This window comes from Mesorhizobium sp. B2-4-3 (assembly GCF_006442815.1).
Taxonomy (GTDB): Bacteria; Pseudomonadota; Alphaproteobacteria; order Rhizobiales; family Rhizobiaceae; genus Mesorhizobium.
Map to the genome: position 1 here is coordinate 13,890 of NZ_VFVL01000021.1, position 18,559 is coordinate 32,448.

Genomic DNA, 18,559 nt, shown 5'->3' on the forward strand with positions numbered 1-18,559 from the left:
CTTCTCCCACAAGGGGAGAAGGAAAAGTCGCTATTTGGACTATCGTCACGATTGCTGCACTATGATGGTGCATAAGCATCCATTGGAACCACAGGGCAGGGGAGAAACGCACGCTTGAAGCGGGCTGAGATCCAGAAGCCGGGACAGCGCCTGTTCGGCCTGTCGACGCCGTTGAGGGCTGCCGTCATCCCGCCGCTGTCGGCGGCGCGTTGGCTCCTGGTGCTGATCGCCGCCGCCGGCGTCTATTTCTTCCACGGTTTCCTGTTCCCGGTGCTGGCCGCGCTCGTCATCGCCTTCGCCAGCTGGCCGCTCTACCGTCGGCTGCTCGCCGCTGTCGGCGGCAACCGCACTGTCGGCGCGACCTTGGCGATCCTTTTCATCCTCACCTTCCTGGTGGTGCCGATCGCGCTTGCCGGCACCTATGCCATCAACGAGCTGCGCGAGTGGGTGACCTGGGCGATCGAGACCAATCGGCACGGCGCGGTGACACCGGGTTGGATCGCCACCATGCCGGTGGTCGGCGAATGGCTGAACGAGCAGTGGACGGCCTATCTCGGCCATCCCGGCGGTATCGGCGAGTTGATCCAGCTGATCAGCGGCTCCAATATAGGCAGCATCTATCGCGGCGCCTTGGCCGCCGGCGGCAGCGCCTTCAGCCTGATGCTGACGCTCCTGTTCATGATGATCGCGCTGTTCTTCGCCTATCGCGATGGCGAGGCTTTCGCGGCCCAGGTCGATCGCCTCGGCGAACGCATCCTGCCGACGCGCTGGGAGCGTATCTCGCGCGTCGTGCCGGCAACCATTTCCTCGACGGTCACCGGCATGACCATCATCGCCATCGGCGAGGGCCTAGTGCTCGGCATCGCCTATTGGCTCGCCGGCGTGCCGTCGCCGGTGACGCTCGGCGCGCTCACCGGCATCATGGCGCTGATCCCGGGCGGTGCGCCGCTCTCCTTCACCCTGGTGTCGATCTACCTCGCCGCCAGCGGCAAGCTTTTCGCCGGCGCGGCCCTGTTCATCTGGGGCGCGGTCGAGCTCTTCATCGTCGACAAGACCTTGCGGCCCAAGCTCGTCGGCGGCCCGATCAAGCTGCCTTTCCTGCCGACCTTTTTCGGCCTGATCGGCGGCGTCAAGACGATGGGCTTCCTCGGACTGTTCATCGGCCCGGTGTTGATGGCGCTGCTCGTCGCCATCTGGCGCGAATGGCTGCGCGAGGTCGAGATCATGGACGAGCTTCCGCCTGTCGCCGACGAGGCTGGCGCGCCGCCCCGGATCGAGGCGGCCGCCGAGCCAAGGAAGATTCAGGCTGGGTGATGCACCGCGAGGTCCGCACGGCGCTTGCGGCCCTCATGCAATTGCCAGAGCGAATGCGCGACCAGCGTTACGATCATGATGCCGCCGCCGATCAGGCTGTTGCGTGACGGTGTCTCGGCGAAGATCATCCACACCCAGACCGGCGCGAGGACCGTTTCCAAGAGATAGAACATCGCGACTTCCGCGCCCGAGATGTATTTCGGTCCGTTGGCGAGGCAGAAGAATGCGATCGGCATGACGACGCCGCCGTTCAGGATGATCCACCACGGCGCTTCGACTTGAAAGCCGGTCCTGGAGACCATGAACGCCGCCACCCCAAGAGGCAGGATCACGCCGATCAGCGCGGTAAAGCCCATGTCCTTGCCGCTGGCGCGCGAGATGGTGATGGCGCAGGCAATCAGGAAGGCCGAACACAATGCCATCAGGTCGCCGAACAAATATCCCGTGCCGACGGAATCGCCGACGATGATGGCGACGCCGCCGATCATCAGCGCCATCGCGGCGAGGGTCAGCGGTCGCGGCCGCTCCTTCAGGAACAGCCACGACAGCAGCGCCGCGAAGACGGTGTTGAAGGCCAGGATGAAGACCAGATCGGCTGTCGATGTATGATAGACGGCTGTCATGAAGGCGATCGCGCCGAGCCCATAAATCACGGCCACGACCAGCCCCGACCAGCCGGGTATGAGCTGCGGCGCATTCTTGCTGTACAAGCGCCAGACGGCCCACATGATCAGCGCCGCCGCCAAGGTGCAGCTGGTGCGCAGCAAAAGGATGGTCCAAGCTTCGCCATCTGCGAGCCGGATCAGCGGAATATCTATGCTCAGCACCAGCCCGCCGATGGCGGTGACGAGGAGGCCTTTCTGGTGATCGGTGTGGGAAGACATGTGATCGTTCTCGAAATAAAGCGAGAGCAAGGGCCGGCGCGATTGCACACCACGCGCGCGAGGGCGCGCAAGACCGGCGTCTTCTCCCTTGAAACACTATAAGGGCGGGTTCGGGAAAACTGTTTTAGCGACTGACCGCTTCGTGGTCGTAGCGTTCCCAACCTTTCGGGCCGAGATGCTCCTGCGGCATGAAGCGCATCTTATAATTCATCTTGCGCGAGCCGTTGACCCAGTAGCCGAGATAGACGTGGGGCAGTCCCATCGCCTTGGCGCGGGCGATGTGATCGAGGATCATGAAGGTGCCGAGCGAGCGGTCCTCGAAGTCGGGATTGAAGTAGGAATAGACCATCGACAGGCCATCGGCCATCTTGTCGGTGAGCGCGACGGCTATCAGTTCGCCCTGGCCTTTGCCGGTGATGAAAGTGTCCGGGCCGCGACGCCGGTATTCGATGATCTTGGTGTCGACATGCGTGTCTTCCACCATCATCGCATAGTCGAGCACGGTCATGTCCGACATGCCGCCACGGCGATGGCGGGCGTCGAGATAGCCGCGGAAGAGCGAGTATTGCTCGGTCGAAGGCTGCGCGTCATGCATGGCGCCGACGAGGTCGGCATTGTGCTGGACGACGCGGCGCATGTTGCGGCTGGGGCTGAATTCCTGTGCCAGGATGCGAACCGACACACAGGCACGGCACGACTCGCACGCCGGACGGTAGGCGATGTTCTGCGAGCGCCGGAAGCCGCCTTGCGTCAAGAGGTCGTTCATCTCCGGCGCCTTGTCGCCGACAAGGTGCGTGAACACCTTGCGCTCGAACTGTCCCTCCAGATAAGGGCACGGCGACGGCGCGGTCAGGAAGAACTGCGGCGACTGGGTCGGATGCTGCGTCATCTAATCTTGGAAACGCTCCTGCGAATCGCCCTACCTTTGGCCCGGTCGGCGAAAAATTCAACAGGATTGTGCGGCCGAGATGGCCTCGACCTGTTCATATTTAAGCAGAGGCGGCGCGGCGGTCTGATCGACACGGCCATGGAACGCCGTCAGATATCGGTGCGGGTGACCACCGTGCCGAGCAAAAGGTCGTGCAGCGTGCGCTTGCGGTCGGAGAACAGAGTGACCAGGAGCACCAGCGGCGTCAGGATGACGTTGCCGGCCCAGAACAGCACCGAGTGAACCACGGCCGTCATGCCGTCGATGCGGCTGCCGTCGAGCTTCTCCAGGCGGATGCCCATGATCTTCATGCCTGTCGTCGCCTGGTCGCGGCTGCCCAGTGTGTTCCAGATGTAGAGAATGGCGACCATCGGCACCAGCACCGAAAACAGCGCCCAGCCGAGGCCGAAGGTCAAAAGCCCGAGAATGGCGACCAGGATGGCGAAAGGAATGGTCAGCAGCGCGACGAAGAAATAGTCAAGCAGGAAGGCGAAGATGCGCCTTGTCCGCACCCCGCGATAGGCGCGAGTGTCCTCGAACCTGGTCGTGATGATCTCGCCGTCCAATACGCGTGCGTTCATATCCGTTCCTCGAGTGCGGCATCCGCATGAAGATGCCTGCCGCCATCTCAAATGGTGAGGGTGGCCCGGAATTCAAGGAAAGTGCCCGTCGGCGGACCAGCGCGATATCAGAAGATGCCGGGGCAGAGCCTGTAGCGGACCCGCTCGAGATAGTCGCGATATTCGTCGGTGAGCGCCAGGATGCGTTCCTCGCGCAGGATGCGATGGACCTGGAACAAGGTGATGATCGCATAGACGATGAAGTTGTAGATCGAGAAGCTCGACAGCAGGAACAGGATGTGTCCCGCCAGGTAGCCGGCATAGATCGGATGCCGGACGTACCGGTAGGCGCCGCTGGTGACGACGCCGCGATTGGCGGGCAGGATGGCGAAGGAGCGGCCGAGCGACATCTTTAAGGTTTTGCGTGCTTTTGGTTGTATCGCGCGATTCACCCGCTGCGAGGCTCAACTTCACGACCTGGGCAGTTGAACATGACATTCTTCCCGGTCTAGCTTGCTGCGGCGCACAAAGGGGACGGGACATGGACTACGACATGCTGGTCATCGGCAGCGGCCCTTCGGGGCGCCGCGCCGCGGTGCAATCGGCTAAGCTCGGCAAGTCGGTGCTGGTGGTCGACAGGGGCCGGCGCCTGGGCGGCGTCTCGGTGCATACCGGCACCATCCCGTCGAAGACGCTGCGCGAGACGGTGCTCAACCTCTCGGGCTGGCGCGAACGCGGTTTCTACGGACGCGGCTACCGGGTCAAGCAGGACATTTCGATCTCGGATCTGGTCGACCGGCTGCACAAGACGCTCGACCATGAGGTCGAGGTGCTGCAGCACCAGTTCATGCGCAACACGGTGAGGAGCGCGCGCGCCGCGGTAAAATTCCTCACGCCGAACAAGGTCAGCCTGACCGCCGACAATGGCGACTACAGCGAGGTTGGCTTCGCCAACGCGCTAATCGCCGTCGGCACCAGGCCGCACCGCCCGGCCGACGTGCCCTTCGACAAGAAGCGCGTCTTCGACAGCGACGAGATGCTGGAGCTCCATCATCTGCCGCGCACGCTGACGGTGATCGGCGCCGGCGTCATCGGCGTCGAATACGCCACCATCTTTTCCGCCCTCGACGTGCCGGTGACGCTGGTCGAGCCGCGCAACACCATCCTCGACTTCATCGATCGCGAGATCGTCGACGACTTCATCCACCAGATGCGCGACCGCGGCATGACCATCCGGCTGGGCAGCACGGTGAAGGAGATCGCCTCGAAACCCGACCATGCCGAAGTGACGCTGGCCGACGGCCGCACCATCCGCTCCGAGATGGTGCTCTACGCCGCCGGCCGCACCGGCAATGTCGCCAGCCTCGGCCTCGATACGGTCGGCATCGAGGCCGACGCCCGAGGGCGCATCAAGGTCGATCCGCACACCTTCCAGACCAGCGTGCCGAACATCTACGCGTCCGGCGACGTCATCGGCTTCCCGAGCCTGGCCTCGACCTCGATGGAGCAGGGCCGGGTGGCGGCCTGCCACGCCTTCGGGGTCCACCTGCCGCCGCCGCCGGAGAGCTTTCCCTATGGCATCTACGCCGTGCCGGAAATTTCCACGGTCGGCCTGTCGGAAGAACAGGTGCGCGACAGCGGCGCCGCCTATGAGGTCGGCCTGGCGCGTTTCCGCGAGACCTCGCGCGGCCACATCATGGGCGTCTCGAGCGGCTTCCTGAAGCTGCTGTTCTCGGTCGAGACGCGCCGCCTGCTCGGCGCCCATATCGTCGGCGAGGGCGCCACCGAGCTCATCCATATCGGCCAGGCGGTGATCAACCTCGGTGGCACGGTCGACTTCTTCGTCAACAACACCTTCAACTACCCGACGCTGGCAGAGGCCTACAAGATCGCCGGGCTGGACGCTTGGAACAGGATGGGGCAGGGCTAAGAACCATTCCTGTCGCTCAAGTCGCCATATGTCGAGGCTGCCGTCTGTTGGCAGGTCGAATCACGAGTTAATTGATTGAGGAACCAATCTGTTGTCGGACCTCAAATAAATGGCACCGTAAGGATTATACTTGAAGTCGTCTTCGTCATAATCGTCGACTGGTAGCAACACCGCACCGTAACGGGCCAAAATCTCCTCGACTCCTTCCGCGAACATCTCGTCGGCAACGCTGTCGATTATATAGCTGAGCATCAGTTCATCGTCCGTGCGGCTCCTTGGCACGAAAACCTCCGGCAGTCCGATGAGATGGAAACCGACGCTGCAGAGGAATTCTCCGTCACTTAGTGGCCGCCTGCTGAAAGCAAGGCGGCATAGACGAGCTAAGGTGGCGTCTTCCTTGGCGTGTTCCACATTTTGGCCAAGCTGCTTCCACCGGGCGGCGCCGTGCGCAACGCCAGCACTCTCGCCCTTTGCAGCGATAGCGCCATTGTTCAGTGCGTAGACGATTAGACGAAGAGCGGTCGCGGACGTTTCAACGGCACCTTCCGCATCCATGTGGGGACCAAGCACATAAATCACACACCCATGTTCGAGAACCGCCTCTTCATCCTCCTCAGTCCAGGCACCTTTGTGCACACGGTCCCAACACAAATCAAACGACCGCGCCATGCGATCATCCGCCGCCTCCTGCGAAAACTCCGTGTCAATTTCAAAACCGGGGGCGAAGTTGTCGATTGCCGACTGGATCAAGCGGCACAATTCGAGAAATCGCCCCTTTCGTCCCAAGAGGCAAAGCACATGGCGTGGCTGAAACTCTGAAAAGCTCACAGATGTAGACCCTGTAGACACTCGCCCGGGCACCATAGTTGATTAACGCGCATGCAAACACCAAGACGCAGGAGGAAGTTCTGGGTGAGCCTAGACTTCCATCTGCGACAGCAGCGAAAGCATCACGTCGGCCGAAGGCATCGGCAGCACCGCCTCGATCTCGGCCGGCCGCACGCCGGCGATGGCGTCTGCATCGCCCGCCACGGTGCCGAGCGGCCCGCGGAACCCGTGCTTCGACCAGGCAAGTTGCTGCAGCTTCGGGCTGCTCAGCGCTTCGAGCAGCGGATCGACCGCCGGATCGATGACGATCAGCGGATGCGCCGAATAGACGGTGGGGCGCGGATAGAGGATCTCCGGCTTGGCGCCGGCGCCGGCCTGCACGCGCTGCCAGCGCGCCGGGTCGGCGAGCGCCCATTCCACCAGCTGGTTCTCGTAGCCTACCACCATCGGCTCGGCGCCGAGGCCGCCGGCGATATACTGGTCGAACAGCTTGCCCGACGAGGACGATTTCAGCCCCATGCCGCGGAAGATCGACTTCGCCTCCTCGCCATGCCGGGCAAGCAGTTCCTGCGTCGCCACGTCGCCGCTCAGCAGGCTGAGCACCAGCCCTGCGAACATGAAGCCGGAATTGGAGCGGTTGGGATCGGTGGAGACGATGCGGGCGCGGCCGTAGAGCTCGGAAATGCCCAGATCCGACCAGTTCTTGCCGGCCAGGATGGCATCGAGCAGCGCCTTGAGGTCGAGCTGGTTGTAGCCGCCCTTGGCGGCGACGGTTACCAGGCCGCCCTTCTTCAGCCCCTCGACCACCGGTCCCCAGGTGTAGACGACGATCGGCGAATTGAGCACGACCTGGTCGTTGCGGATCGAGACGCCGCTCTTGCGCGCGAGATCGACCATGATCGACGAGGACGGCCACAGGAATTGCGGCTTCTGCGTCAGGAGCGCCGGCTCGCGCACCATCTCGACCGAACCGGCGACACGCGCATCGAGCTCCAGTCCGTAGCCGCCCAGCGCGCCGACCACGTCGGGGTCGGCCAGGAAAGCCTGCTTCTCGCCGCCGATGAAGCCGAACAGATGCGCGCGGTTGCCGAGATAACCGCGGAACTCCGGCCGGTCCTTGAGCGTCAGATAGCCGCCCGTTCCGGCCGCGGCGGCGGCAAGCAGTCCCAGTCCGAATGCGCGGCGAGAAAGGGCCATCAGCGACCGATATCCTCTTTCAGCGACTCCTGGATGAGCCGAAGGTCAACGTCGAGCGTGCCAAGTTCGGAGTCCGCCTGGCTGTCGGCATAGTGGACGAAGGCGTCCTGCAGCTTGGCGATCACCGCGCCGACGGTGGCAAGCCGCTGTTGGCTTGGCGCGCGTCGATCGGCAAGCGTGGCATAGCCTTCCGCGACTTCCGCCGCCTGCGGCACGTAATAGGTCAGGAAGCGCCGGACGGAAGCAGCGCTTGCCGGTTTGGCCTCGACCTTGGAGATGACGTCGGCGGCGATGTCGGACAGGTTTTTCACCTTGGCCTTCATATCCTGGTCGGCGATCGAGCCCGCTGCCGCCGCCAGCCGGTCCGCGGCGGGCTGCGCCTGCGCCAGCAATTCGCGCGCGAACGCCACCTGGCCGCCGCCGATCGAGCGCAGGTCTAGCCCTTCGAAAAGCTGGCGCGGCGCCAGCACGAAGATCAATCCGGCAAAGACCAGAACCGAGATCACCGCCGAGACCAGGAAGGGGAAGTGGGTGAGCGTGCCGAGACCAATCAGCAGCGCGGCCGACACCAGCCCCGCCGCGATCCAGTTCCAGTCATTGCCGAACAAGCCGCGCATGGTTGGCCTTAGTTGTAGCCGCGCGCCGCGCGGAAGGCACCCGCAAGGTCGCCGCCGCCGTCGAAGACGCGCGCAGAGGTCGCCTTGGCGAGACTGTCGAGCTGGCTCTTGTCGGCATCGCCGAAGGTGATCCCGAACACCGGCACCCGCAGCGACGCCTGGCGCCATTCCGCCAAGAACGGCTCGGCGCTGCCGTCGGTGCGGCCGTCCGTCATGATGACGATGGCCGGCAGGTATTTCGGCAGGTCGGGCGTCGCCAGGATCTTCTGCAGCGCCTGCGAGGCGCAGGCATACATGTCGGTACCGCCGCCGGCGCGCTGCTGCGCCACGTGGCCAAGCAGCTGGTTCTGGCCCGCCGGATCGCCGGTTGCGTCGAAAATGTCGCGCACTTTGCCGTCGAAAGGCAGCACGAAGATGTGGTCGGACGGCGTCCATTGCGCCAGCACCTCGCTCGACTTTTCCGGCGTGAACAGGAACTGCGCGGCCTGCTGCAACTGCGTTTCGCCCTCGTTCTCCATCGAACCCGAGAAGTCGAAGCAGAGCGCCGTCAATGACGGTTTGCGCAGCGCCTGCTGGTAGAGGTCAAGCGCCTTGCGGATCACCGCGGGCTCCGGCATGCGGATCGACGTCACCAGCTTGCCCGGATCGAAATTCCAGTCGGGCTCGGCCGTCGCCTGGACCGCGGCGCCGCCGAGCGGCAGTCGCCGGCCGGTGTCGGCGATGCGCTTGCGCACCGTGTCCGACTGCAGATAGGCGAGCAGGTCGGTGAAGAACTTTTCAACGTCGGCGCCGCGCCCGTGATCGATGAAGCCGAGCGGCGAATCGCCGACCGCGACGCCATCGGCCGGATAGACCGCGTAGAGCGGCTCGTCGCCCATCTGCTTCAGCTTGTCGTTGGTCTCCTTCAGCGTCGCCTCGTAATTCCACATCGCGTCATAGAGCGTGCCCTTGCGCGCGGAATCGACATAGAGATCGGCCAGCCAGCCTGAAGACCCGGAAGAGCGCTCGACGCCCTGCAACAGGGCGCCGACCGCATCGTGCACGGAGGGGTTGTCGAGGTCGCCGGGCTGGATCACTTCCTTGCCGCCGAGCGCGCTGGAGAGCATCGCCAGATAGGCGCTGGCGCCGGAATTGGACTGCGTGGCCGAAGTCATCAGGAATTTGAGCTTACCATCCTTCACCGCGGCAAGAATGTCCTTCATGAACACGTCCTTGCCGATCCAGCCGAGTTCGGCGGCCTTGGATTTGCGCACGCCGAGGATAACCGGCATCTGCGCGATCGAAGTGAGGTTGCGGACCTTGCGGCCGGAATCGAACAGGTCGACCCAGGCGCTCGATGCCGGCCAGACCGCGTCCTGATCGAGCCCGCTGGCCTTCTGCAGTCCGAGACCGATGTCGAGCGAGCCCTGGTAGGAGATGGTGCAGGTCGCGCCCTGCTTGGCGCAGAACTCCTGCACGATCGGCTCCAGCACCGTGTTCTCGGAACCGGAGACGATCGAAAATTTGACGTTGCTCGAATTGCAGGCCGCCAGCAGCAGCGCGGCCGCCAACGGCAGAACGGACGAAAGCTTCATTCGCATCGAGGCCCCGTCAGCCTTGGAGCCGGATGATTTCAGGTCCACTCGACCTGAAATCGTCCGGCTCCAATCAAAGAGATTGAGCATGATGTCGTCCGAAAACCGCTTCACACTTTTCGGCATCATGCTCCGGTGAGCGCTTTCTTGAGGTCTGCGGTCATCTGGTCCATCTGCTTTTCGGCGTCGGCTCGCTTTTGCCGGCCTTGCTCCTGGACCTTGAGCACGCCTTGCACCGTGTCGATCAGATCGCGGTTGGCCTGCGCCAGCGTCTCGACGTCGACGATGCCGCGCTGCGCCTGCTCCTCGATGGAGATGGCCTGATCCTTCATCATCTTCGATGTCTGGCGGATCATCTCGTTGGTGGCGTCGGTCACTGTCTTCTGCAGCTCCAGCGCCGACTTCTGGTTGGTCAGCCCGAGCAGGATGACCATCTTTTGCTTCCAGGCCGGCACGGTCAGCGCCGAGGTCGCCTGCAGGTTCTCGATCAGCGTCTCGTCGCCCGACTGCACAATGCGGATCTGCGGCAATTGCTGGATGCCGAGCTGGCGCGCCTGCACCAGATAGAAGACGCGTTTTTCCAGCCGGTCGAGCGCCTGCACGGCGTCCTGATAGGTCTGCGCTTCCAGCGCTCCGGCGGAATCGCTTGCCTTGGCGTCGGCCGCGGCTTTCAGCTTCGGCAGCTCGTCGGCGCGGTATTCGTCGACGAATTTCTTGCCAGCCTGCACATAGGCGTCGAGGTTGAGGATGGAGTCCTTGGTCTGCTCATGCAGGTCGTCGAGCACGGCAATATCGCGGCGCAGCGTATCCTTGTGACGGTCCAGCTCCAGGCCGATACGGTCGATCTGCCCGGCGACGTCCTCGTATTTTTCCTTGAAGCGCTCGAGTCGCGCCTTGAACGAGGAGAACAAATTGCTCAAGAACCCTTCTTCCTTCAGCGAAGCAGGGTCGAGGTTCTTGGCCTTCATGATGATGTCGGTGAGCAACGTGCCGGTGTCGCCGAGATCGCGGTTGCGGATCTGCGACAGGATCTTGTCGGCATAGTCGCTGACCGCTTGCTGGGCGCGGTCGCCGAAGACCGAAATCGCCGCGCGGTCGCCAATATCGATGCCGCCTTCGATCCTGGCGACCTCGCCCGGGCTGGCGGCAATGGCGGGCAACTTCGAAGTGTCGTCGAGCAGAGTGATGCTGTTCTCGTTGGCCATTGAGACCTCCCCCGGAGTGAACAGTATCTCGATAGACAGTGTGTGACAGACATATGACAATGGAGCGGCATGCCGCTCCATGCTGTGAAGTGCGTTACTCTTTCAGCGCGTGCCTGGACGAGGTGCCGGTATCCGTGTTGCCGCCGGCGAACGGGCCGCTGTGAGTAGCGGCAGGCAGAGCAGATAAAGGGCTGCGCCGGCGATCCACACCAGGCCCGGAAAGAAACTCCGTGTGCGGAAATAGAGCGTTGCGATGGCGAGCGGTCCGACCACCGAGACGAGGCTGGTCATGCTGGTGAGGACGCCTTGCAACCGACCCTGATGATCGGCGCCGACACGCGAGGTGAGCAGCGCTTGCAGCGCCGGCGCGCCGATGCCGCCGAGGCAGAAGAGCGGCAGCAGCGCGAAGGCCATCCAGCCGCGCCAGGCTAGCGCGATCGAGATATAGGCCGCGCTGTCGGCGAGGATCGCGACGAGCAGAGCGCGCCTCTCGCCCCAGCGCTCGGCGACCGGGCCGGCGACGAAGCCTTGCGCTGCGGCATGGAACAGGCCGAACAGCGCCAGCGAGATGCCGACGGTGAAGAGGTCCCAGCTGAATTTGTCCTGGACATAGAGCACCCAGATCGTGCCGCCGACCTCGCCGACGAGGCCAAGCACTGCGAAGGCGCCGAGCAGCGGCAGCAGGGCGGGGAAAGCAAAAGCCCATCGCAGCGGCGCCAGCGGGTTGAGCGACGGCATCTCTACCGGGCCGCCGGCGCGCTTCGGTTCCGGCAGCAGGAAGAAGGCGAGCGCCAGGTTCAGGCCGTTGAGAATGGCGGCGGCCAGGAACGGCGCGCGCAGCCAGACGTCGCCCAGCACACCGCCCAAAGCCGGGCCGGCAATGAAGCCGACGCCGAAGGCAGCACTCAGATGGCCGAAGCCGCGGGTGCGGCGGTCCTCTTCAGTGATATCGGCCATCAAGGCCGAGGCGACCGCCATGCTGGCGCCGGTGATGCCGGCGATGATGCGCCCGGCAAACAGCAGCGGCAGCGAGGGCGCGAAAGCCATGAAGAGGTAGTCGGCCATCGCTCCCGCCAGCGACAGAAGCAGCACCGGCCGGCGGCCAAACCGGTCCGAGAGCGCGCCAAGCAGGGGCGAGAACACCACCTGCATGGCGGCATAAACCGAGAGGAAGGCACCGAAGATCCAGCCTATGTCATCGACATGGCCGACCGAACGCAGCAGGCCGGGCAGCACCGGCATGACCAGGCCGATGCCGACGGCGTCCATTGCCATGACCATCAGCAGAACGAGATAGGCTCTTTTCACCGCCCGCCACTTTCGATTAATTTATCATCGATAAGGAAGCGCACTGCTTATCATCGATAAGTAGACGGAGGCAAGGCATGAAGCTGGACAGGGAACAGATTGTCGATGCGGCGCTCGACCTCTTGAACGAGGTCGGTATCGACCAACTGTCGACGCGCTTGCTGGCGCAGCGGCTGAAGGTCCAGCAGCCGGCGCTCTACTGGCATTTCAAGAACAAGCGCGCCTTGCTTGATGCGATGAATGAGGAAATCCTCAGACGCGGCCACAGCCACCAGATGCCCGCGCCCGGCGAGAGCTGGCAGGATTTCGTGCGCAACAATGCGCGCAGTTTCCGTGGCGCGCTGATTGCTTTTCGCGACGGCGCGCGTGTCCACGCCGGCACCGAGGCCGAGCCCGGCGAAGTCGGGCGGATCGAAAGATTGCTGCATTTCCTGGGCGATGCCGGTCTCGCCCCGGCCATGGCGCTCGAGCTTTTGATCTCGATCGGGCGCTATACGGTGGGTTGCGTCCTCGAGGAGCAGGCGGATTATCCGGCAGGCCCCGGCAGGGGTGCGGCGCTGGACGAGGCGGCAAGCGGCCTGCCTTTGTTCAGCGAAGCGCTTGCCCGTTACCGGGTGGGTGGTCATGAGGCGCTTTTTGAGAACGGTCTTGACCTGCTGATCGCCGGCACCGAGGTCCGCTTGGCGGGCGCGGTCAGGCCGCCGGTGCAGGACCCGCCAGCCATTGCCTCACGATCGCGGCGTCGGCGTCGCCGAATTCATGTCCCGAGGCGATGATGCGCGCGTCGATCTCGGCGCCGCGCTCGCTGAACAGCGTCACCAGGGCAGGGGCGAACGGGCCGTAGGTCTGGTCGGCGGCGCCGGCGACGATCAGCACCCGTGTGCCGCTAAGATCTGATGTTGGAGGATTGTCGAGCACCGGCATCGCCCTCAACAGCGCCGCCTGCCTGGCAATGCCGGGGTGGAGCAGCATCAGGCTGGAGACGACATTGGCGCCGTTCGAATAGCCAAGGAAGGTCGTGCGTTGCAGGTCTAGCCCATGTAGGCTCGCGGCGTCAGTCACGAATTGGGCATAGGCGGCCGTCTCGGCACGGATGGAGGCTTGCTCGAAACTGGTCGGCGTGATTCGCTCGAACCAGCGAAATCCGTCCTCCTGCCGAATGCGGCCGCGCGCCGCGACGATCACCGAACGCGGCGCGATCTGCATCGCCAGCGGCAGCATCGTCATCTCGTCCACGCCTGACCCGTGCAGCACGAAGAGGCAGTCGCCGCTGGCGTTTGCCGGCGTCAGCAGACGGTAGGAAAATGTCAGATCCTCGCGCAGGATGCTGTTTTCGTCGCTATATTCGAACACGCTCACATCCATTTGATTCCATGAGAGATTCGTTGATTTGCCGGCTTCAAAACGGAATATTTTCGCGCTCCGCGAAAGTTGATTGAACCAGGCGCAATTCAGGCCGTTTCTGCGCCGATACACTCCCGATGGGAGGAATCGAAGCGATGCGCCCCGGGGGTCGCATTTGCTGGCTATGAACAACCAGCTTTGAGGCCTTTTGTCGATGACCACCCCTATTCCTAACGACCGCGATAAGCGTGTCGGAGAGCGCGACACGCGTATCAACGATCGTGACACACGTATCGACGTGCTGCGTGCGCTCGCGCTGCTTACCATTTTCGTCGACCATGTGCCTGGCACGGTCTTCGAGAATTGGACCTATAAGAATTTCGGTTTTTCCGACGCGGCGGAGGCCTTCGTGCTGATTTCCGGCATCTCGGTGGCGCTGGCCTATGGCACGAAGTTCAAGCCGGGCGGCCGGTTGCTCGCGACCTTGAAGATGTGGCGGCGCGCTGGCGTGCTCTACATCTCCCACATCGTCATCACGATGGTGGTGATCGCGCTGTTTTGCGCCGCCGCGCTGTTCGCGCACCGGCCGGAAATGCTGGCGATGATCAACATCGAACCCTTGATGCGCAACACGCCGCAGGCGCTGCTCGGCATCGTCACGCTCGGCCACCAACTCGGCTATAACAACATCCTGCCGGTCTATGCGGCGCTGCTTCTGGCGGCGCCTGCTTTCGTGCTGTTCGTCAGCTATCGGCCCGTGCCGGCGCTGATCGCGTCCGGCCTCCTGTGGCTCGTCGCCGGCATCTGGCAGATCGCGCCGCCGAACTATCCGGAGCCGGGCCTTTGGTTCCTCAACCCGCTGTCCTGGCAATTCCTGTTCAACATCGGCCTTGCCGCCATGCTGCATGTCAAGCGCGGCGGGCGGATACCGGTCAATCCGTGGCTGCTTGGCGCCGCCGGCATCTATGTGATCGGAGCCGCGATTTGGGTCCACAGCCCGCTCTGGGGGCAGATCACCTGGTTCGACCTGCCGGTGGTGATCGGCGGCTTCGACAAGACCTTCCTGTCGCTGCCGCGGCTGCTGCACATCCTGTCGGTCAGCTATCTGATCGTGGCGCTGCCGGCTGTCTCGAGCCTCTTCCGCGTCCGGCCCGACAATCCGCTGGCGATCCTGGGCAAGCGCTCGCTGCCTGTGTTCATCGCCGGCACGCTGCTTGCCATGGCGGCGCAGGTGCTGAAGCTGATCAATCCGGGCGGCCCGGCCTACGACACGCTGCTGATCGCTGCAGGCATCGCCATGCAGCTCGCGCTTGCGCTCTACCTCGAATGGCTTGCGAGCCTCGGCCCCTCCCGCGCCAAGCCGGTGCGCGGGGAGCCTGCGCGTGCGACGTTCGGCGTGCAGCCGCTGCCGGCGAGGGCGGGCGGCTACTGACCGCAGCGCAGGGAAAGTGCCGGGCGGTCTATCCGCGCGGGATTACCTGGGCCCGCTCAGGCTTTCGGTGCCGGACCGGTCGAGCCTCTGACGACGAACTCGACGCCCATCGTCTCGCGCCGCACCGCGCCGTCATGGTCGAGGATCATGCGCGCGGCGCGGCGGCCGATCTCGATGATCGGCTGGGCGATCGTCGTCAGCGGCGGCGTGGCCAGCGCGCCGTCCGGCACGCCGTCAAAGCCGACGATGGAGACATCGCCGGGAACATTGAGGCCGCGTGCCCTCAGCCAGTCGATGGCGATCAGGGCCATGCGGTCCGACATCGCCAGGATGGCGGTCGGCGGCTCCCCCTTGGCAAAGATCGCCTCGAGGCCGGCCCTGGTGCTTTTTTCTTCGTTCTCGGTCTCATAGACCGGGATTTTCGCCGTATCGATGCCGAAGCGGGAAAGCTCCTCGAAATAGCCGGCAAGGCGATCGCGCGTTCCGGTGTAGACCGCGCTGCGCACCGCTTCGGGCGTGGCGAAACCGGTGCGATTGTCGGCAAAGCCGAGCGACAGGACTGCGAAACGGCGATGGCCAAGCTCGGCGAGATGGCGTGCGGCGAGCCTTGCGCCGGCGACATTGTCGACGCCGATGGCCGACACGGTCTCGTCCTGGAAGCCGAGCTCCAGCGCCACGAAGGGCAATCTTCGCTCGCGCGTCAGATCGACAAGGCGCGAGCCGCCTTCGATGCAGAACAGCACAAAGCCGTCGACAAGCGCGCTCTGGATGTTCCAGGCCAGCTTTTCCTGGTTGGCGGCCGAAACCAGCGCGATGCCCGCGCCGGTGGCGTCGCAGGCTTCGGAAATGCCGGCCATCATCACGCGGGCGAACGGATCGTCGAAGAAGTAGGAGAGGGGCTCGGTGGTGGCGACGCCGATGGCGTTGACCTTGCCGGCGCGCAGCAGGCGGCCCTTCGGGTCCGGGCCGGCATAGCCCATCTGCTCCGCGACCGCCTTGACCCGTTCCCGCACTTCGGCGCGCACGATCTCGGGACGGCTGAAAACATTCGAGGCCGTGCCATGCGAGACGCCGGCGGCCTTGGCGATGTCGGCCAGCCTGATCGGTCTTGCCTGGCCTTCGAGGAGTGATGCCATGTCGTTCCTCCGAATCCGGTCACGCGAAGAACATGACCGCTGAATTGTCGCCGGTCATCTAACATTTTTATTGGATCGATTCAAATTCCGCTTGACTCACGGTGGATACGATCTATGATTTGAATCGATCCAACTTTTCTCCGCTTCGTGATGAAGCGGGTTTCAGAGGAGGGTGCCATGCATCCGGTGAGCTATCTGTTCGAGGACATCTACCGCAACGACTGGGGCATCGCCTCGGTCACTGCCAGTCAAAAACGCAGTGGCCGTTCGAGCCCTTGGCGGCGCGCGCCGCGCTTCTTCGTGGAGCGTAAGCGCGGCTGAGCCGCAGCCGTTTTTCGTGCCAGTGTATTGGATCGATTCAATGCAAGAAAAGGAGGAGTGGTCATGCATCCGATTGGCCATCTGTTTCAGGACATCAACCGCAATTATTGGGGCATCACGCCCGGAACCGAGCAGCCTGAACGGCGCCGCGTCGGCGAGTTGCCTGCGCCCCAGCGCAAGCGGCGTTTGGGCCAAAGATAGGTCGGGCCAAAGACAAGTCAGGGTCGCGGGCGCCACAGCGCCGAGACGGCGATCGCCACCCAGCCGGCGATCAGAAGCGTGCCGCCGATGGGCGCCGACATCGGGAACAGCCGCGAGCCGAGAAAGTCGCGGGCGAGCAGATCGCCGCAGAACAGAAGCAGGCCCGCGAGCAGGACGAGGCTGGCGACCCTGAGGCAGCGGTTGCCGCCGGCAAGGCCGACGGCAAGGAACACCGGCGCATGCATCAGCAGGAAATTGGCTGCTGTGCCGGTGAAAGCGCCGCCGCGATGCGCGGCCGCCGCCGACAGCGCCACGCCTGCCGCGCCGGCGAGGCCGGCTGCCAGCACGAGGACGCGGCTCCCGCCGCCTGATGCTTGGCCCGTAAGGCTCATCTTGGATGCTCCATGCTGCGCTTGGGCGATGCGCCGATCAGGATTCGCCGGCTTCAAGCAGCATATGCTGTGCCCGCCGCGACTGGACAATCCAGTTGTAGGCAGCACCCAGCGCCATCAGCACCGATGTGCCCAGAAACACCGAGCGCATGCCGAAATGCCCACCGACGAAACCGCCGGACAGCGGTCCCGCGACCTGGCCGACATATTGCGCCGAGATCGCCAGGCCAAGCACATTGCCGCCGATCCCGTCGGGGATGTTGTGCCGGATGACGCTGGTGATGCAGGGCAACAGTCCGCCCAGCGCCAGTCCCATCAGGAAGCGCAGGCCGATCAATTGCCAGCCATTGGTCACGAAGGCTTGCGGAATGAGCAGCAGGGCCGAGACGGCAAGGGCGCCGACCACGACGTTCCAGTGGCCGACGCGATCGGCGAGTTTTCCCAGCCAGGATGAGGACAGGATGGTGCCGAGCGCCGCCGCCGACATGACGACGCCGGCGACCATGGTCACCTTGCTCTGGTCCTCGACGAGCTGTTGCACATAGACGGTGATGATCGGTTCGATCGACATGGTGGCGAAGGCGAGCAGCATGCCGGTGGTCAGCATGGCGACGATCGGCCGCTTGTCGGGGATCTGCGACCAGCCGCTCTTCGGCTTCGCCATCAAGGCGGGCCTCGGCGCCGGCGGGTTCTCCTTGATCAGGAAAGTCGTCGCCAGGAAGGCCAGGAAGATGACGGCGCCGGACAGCAGGAAGGTCGCGCGGATGCCGATCAGCGGCGGCAGCAGACCGCCGAGCAGCGGTCCGACCAGCGAGCCCGCCGTGATGCCCGCCGCCAGCACGCCCAGCGCCCAGCCTGAACGCTCCTTCGGCGTCTGCATCGCTACCAGGATCGTGGAACCCGATGAATAGCCGCCGGCAAAACCGATCAGCAGCCGAAGCAGCACCAGTTGCCATACACTCTCGACCATCCCGGTCAGCGACATGCAGATCGCCATGCCGAACGAAGCGCGCACCAGCATCAGCTTGCGGCCGTAGCGGTCGCCCAGCCGTCCCCACAAGGGCGCGACCAGCGCGGCCGCGAAGAAGGTCGCGCCATAGGCGATGCCCGACCACTGCACGATCGCCGCATGGCCCTCGGCGCCGAGCTGCTCGACGTAAAGCGGCAGGAACGGAAGAAGCAGCGTCATGGCGACAAGCGTGCTGAACGAGCCGGCGAAGCAGACGGCGAGGTTGCGCCGCCAATGGATGTTGAAGCCGCTCTGTTCGGATTCGTTGGGCGTCATGTCATGCGTGCCAATGCTGGGGTTGTTACGGATACCGATTTGGGATACCAGGCTGGTATCCGTCATGGACCTGACGCTCGCCGCTGTCAATGCGGGCGCTGTC

At 64.1% G+C, this 18,559-nt stretch carries 20 protein-coding genes; 6 read left to right on the plus strand and 14 right to left on the minus strand.

Going from position 1 to position 18,559, the window contains the following annotated elements; all coding sequences use genetic code 11:
* The first annotated feature begins 114 nt into the window (after positions 1-114).
* Positions 115-1,314 carry an AI-2E family transporter gene (locus tag FJ956_RS19395; RefSeq protein ID WP_140681906.1) on the plus strand — a complete coding sequence of 400 codons (1,200 nt, stop codon included), beginning with the start codon at positions 115-117 and terminating at the stop codon, positions 1,312-1,314.
* Here FJ956_RS19395 and FJ956_RS19400 read toward each other — a convergent pair.
* The 4 genes from FJ956_RS19400 to FJ956_RS19415 form a co-directional block, all read right to left on the minus strand.
* Positions 1,302-2,198 (minus strand): DMT family transporter, encoded by an 897-nt coding sequence (locus tag FJ956_RS19400; protein ID WP_140681908.1) that lies wholly within the window; start codon positions 2,196-2,198, stop codon positions 1,302-1,304. The genes FJ956_RS19395 and FJ956_RS19400 overlap by 13 nt on opposite strands.
* 124 nt (positions 2,199-2,322) lie before the next feature.
* Positions 2,323-3,087 (minus strand): arginyltransferase, encoded by a 765-nt coding sequence (locus FJ956_RS19405; protein ID WP_140681910.1) that lies wholly within the window; start codon positions 3,085-3,087, stop codon positions 2,323-2,325.
* Positions 3,088-3,236: 149 nt separating this feature from the next.
* Positions 3,237-3,707, minus strand: a complete 471-nt coding sequence (locus tag FJ956_RS19410) for an RDD family protein (protein WP_073989170.1) — start codon at positions 3,705-3,707, stop codon at positions 3,237-3,239.
* Between the two features lie 107 nt (positions 3,708-3,814).
* A complete protein-coding gene (locus FJ956_RS19415; protein WP_140681912.1) occupies positions 3,815-4,096 on the minus strand; it encodes an isoprenylcysteine carboxylmethyltransferase family protein in 282 nt (93 codons plus the stop codon).
* Positions 4,097-4,227: 131 nt separating this feature from the next.
* Between FJ956_RS19415 and sthA the strand changes: the two genes are divergently transcribed.
* Positions 4,228-5,616: a Si-specific NAD(P)(+) transhydrogenase gene (gene sthA, locus FJ956_RS19420; protein ID WP_140681914.1), complete on the plus strand. Its 1,389-nt coding sequence runs from the start codon at positions 4,228-4,230 to the stop codon at positions 5,614-5,616.
* Between the two features lie 60 nt (positions 5,617-5,676).
* On the opposite strand, the gene FJ956_RS19425 is transcribed toward sthA, so the two are convergent.
* From FJ956_RS19425 to tet, 6 genes are all read right to left on the minus strand, one after another.
* Positions 5,677-6,366 carry a hypothetical protein gene (locus FJ956_RS19425; protein WP_140681916.1) on the minus strand — a complete coding sequence of 230 codons (690 nt, stop codon included), beginning with the start codon at positions 6,364-6,366 and terminating at the stop codon, positions 5,677-5,679.
* 168 nt (positions 6,367-6,534) lie between these two features.
* The gene (locus tag FJ956_RS19430; protein WP_140681918.1) at positions 6,535-7,641 is read right to left on the minus strand and encodes a hypothetical protein; all 1,107 of its coding nucleotides are present in this window, start codon (positions 7,639-7,641) and stop codon (positions 6,535-6,537) included.
* On the minus strand, positions 7,641-8,258 hold the full coding sequence (locus FJ956_RS19435; protein WP_140681920.1) for a 5-bromo-4-chloroindolyl phosphate hydrolysis family protein: 618 nt from the start codon (positions 8,256-8,258) through the stop codon (positions 7,641-7,643). The genes FJ956_RS19430 and FJ956_RS19435 overlap by 1 nt, the downstream gene beginning before the upstream one ends.
* Positions 8,259-8,266: 8 nt before the next feature.
* Complete coding sequence (locus tag FJ956_RS19440) at positions 8,267-9,838, minus strand: substrate-binding domain-containing protein (RefSeq protein ID WP_140681922.1); 1,572 nt, start codon at positions 9,836-9,838, stop codon at positions 8,267-8,269.
* A 119-nt stretch (positions 9,839-9,957) separates the two neighbouring features.
* Complete coding sequence (locus FJ956_RS19445) at positions 9,958-11,037, minus strand: toxic anion resistance protein (protein WP_140681924.1); 1,080 nt, start codon at positions 11,035-11,037, stop codon at positions 9,958-9,960.
* 102 nt (positions 11,038-11,139) lie between these two features.
* The gene (tet, locus tag FJ956_RS19450; RefSeq protein ID WP_140681926.1) at positions 11,140-12,345 is read right to left on the minus strand and encodes a Tet(A)/Tet(B)/Tet(C) family tetracycline efflux MFS transporter; all 1,206 of its coding nucleotides are present in this window, start codon (positions 12,343-12,345) and stop codon (positions 11,140-11,142) included.
* A 77-nt stretch (positions 12,346-12,422) separates the two neighbouring features.
* On the opposite strand from tet, the gene FJ956_RS19455 reads away from it, so the two are divergent.
* Positions 12,423-13,121, plus strand: a complete 699-nt coding sequence (locus tag FJ956_RS19455; protein ID WP_140681928.1) for a TetR/AcrR family transcriptional regulator C-terminal domain-containing protein — start codon at positions 12,423-12,425, stop codon at positions 13,119-13,121.
* Here the strand turns inward: FJ956_RS19455 and FJ956_RS19460 are convergent.
* Positions 13,039-13,911, minus strand: a complete 873-nt coding sequence (locus FJ956_RS19460; protein ID WP_348641104.1) for an alpha/beta hydrolase — start codon at positions 13,909-13,911, stop codon at positions 13,039-13,041. The genes FJ956_RS19455 and FJ956_RS19460 overlap by 83 nt on opposite strands.
* Here FJ956_RS19460 and opgC point away from each other — a divergent pair.
* Positions 13,904-15,121, plus strand: coding sequence for an OpgC domain-containing protein (gene opgC, locus FJ956_RS19465; protein ID WP_140681930.1), 1,218 nt, complete (start codon positions 13,904-13,906; stop codon positions 15,119-15,121). The genes FJ956_RS19460 and opgC overlap by 8 nt on opposite strands.
* Before the next feature lie 56 nt (positions 15,122-15,177).
* Here opgC and FJ956_RS19470 read toward each other — a convergent pair whose 3' ends face one another.
* Positions 15,178-16,257, minus strand: coding sequence for a LacI family DNA-binding transcriptional regulator (locus tag FJ956_RS19470; RefSeq protein ID WP_140681932.1), 1,080 nt, complete (start codon positions 16,255-16,257; stop codon positions 15,178-15,180).
* A gap of 177 nt (positions 16,258-16,434) precedes the next feature.
* Between FJ956_RS19470 and FJ956_RS30540 the strand changes: the two genes are divergently transcribed.
* Complete coding sequence (locus FJ956_RS30540; protein ID WP_181170326.1) at positions 16,435-16,578, plus strand: hypothetical protein; 144 nt, start codon at positions 16,435-16,437, stop codon at positions 16,576-16,578.
* A 63-nt stretch (positions 16,579-16,641) separates the two neighbouring features.
* Positions 16,642-16,779: a hypothetical protein gene (locus tag FJ956_RS30545; protein ID WP_181170327.1), complete on the plus strand. Its 138-nt coding sequence runs from the start codon at positions 16,642-16,644 to the stop codon at positions 16,777-16,779.
* 17 nt (positions 16,780-16,796) lie between these two features.
* Here the strand turns inward: FJ956_RS30545 and FJ956_RS19475 are convergent, their stop codons facing one another.
* Positions 16,797-17,171 carry a DUF423 domain-containing protein gene (locus tag FJ956_RS19475; protein ID WP_140681934.1) on the minus strand — a complete coding sequence of 125 codons (375 nt, stop codon included), beginning with the start codon at positions 17,169-17,171 and terminating at the stop codon, positions 16,797-16,799.
* 37 nt (positions 17,172-17,208) lie between these two features.
* A complete protein-coding gene (locus FJ956_RS19480) occupies positions 17,209-18,456 on the minus strand; it encodes an MFS transporter (RefSeq protein ID WP_140681936.1) in 1,248 nt (415 codons plus the stop codon).
* Between the last annotated feature and the right edge of the window lie 103 nt (positions 18,457-18,559).

Excerpts from the sequence above, each read along its gene's own strand:
- FJ956_RS19470 (WP_140681932.1), bottom strand. The coding sequence starts at position 16,257 with ATGGCATCACTCCTCGAAGGCCAGGCAAGACCGATCAGGCTGGCCGAC.
- FJ956_RS19440 (WP_140681922.1), bottom strand. The coding sequence starts at position 9,838 with ATGCGAATGAAGCTTTCGTCCGTTCTGCCGTTGGCGGCCGCGCTGCTG.
- sthA (WP_140681914.1), top strand. The coding sequence starts at position 4,228 with ATGGACTACGACATGCTGGTCATCGGCAGCGGCCCTTCGGGGCGCCGC.
- FJ956_RS19410 (WP_073989170.1), bottom strand. The coding sequence starts at position 3,707 with ATGAACGCACGCGTATTGGACGGCGAGATCATCACGACCAGGTTCGAG.
- FJ956_RS19455 (WP_140681928.1), top strand. The coding sequence starts at position 12,423 with ATGAAGCTGGACAGGGAACAGATTGTCGATGCGGCGCTCGACCTCTTG.
- FJ956_RS19480 (WP_140681936.1), bottom strand. The coding sequence starts at position 18,456 with ATGACGCCCAACGAATCCGAACAGAGCGGCTTCAACATCCATTGGCGG.
- FJ956_RS19435 (WP_140681920.1), bottom strand. The coding sequence starts at position 8,258 with ATGCGCGGCTTGTTCGGCAATGACTGGAACTGGATCGCGGCGGGGCTG.
- FJ956_RS19445 (WP_140681924.1), bottom strand. The coding sequence starts at position 11,037 with ATGGCCAACGAGAACAGCATCACTCTGCTCGACGACACTTCGAAGTTG.
- FJ956_RS19475 (WP_140681934.1), bottom strand. The coding sequence starts at position 17,171 with ATGAGCCTTACGGGCCAAGCATCAGGCGGCGGGAGCCGCGTCCTCGTG.
- FJ956_RS19430 (WP_140681918.1), bottom strand. The coding sequence starts at position 7,641 with ATGGCCCTTTCTCGCCGCGCATTCGGACTGGGACTGCTTGCCGCCGCC.
- FJ956_RS19400 (WP_140681908.1), bottom strand. The coding sequence starts at position 2,198 with ATGTCTTCCCACACCGATCACCAGAAAGGCCTCCTCGTCACCGCCATC.
- FJ956_RS19415 (WP_140681912.1), bottom strand. The coding sequence starts at position 4,096 with ATGTCGCTCGGCCGCTCCTTCGCCATCCTGCCCGCCAATCGCGGCGTC.
- FJ956_RS19405 (WP_140681910.1), bottom strand. The coding sequence starts at position 3,087 with ATGACGCAGCATCCGACCCAGTCGCCGCAGTTCTTCCTGACCGCGCCG.
- FJ956_RS30545 (WP_181170327.1), top strand. The coding sequence starts at position 16,642 with ATGCATCCGATTGGCCATCTGTTTCAGGACATCAACCGCAATTATTGG.
- opgC (WP_140681930.1), top strand. The coding sequence starts at position 13,904 with ATGACCACCCCTATTCCTAACGACCGCGATAAGCGTGTCGGAGAGCGC.
- FJ956_RS30540 (WP_181170326.1), top strand. The coding sequence starts at position 16,435 with ATGCATCCGGTGAGCTATCTGTTCGAGGACATCTACCGCAACGACTGG.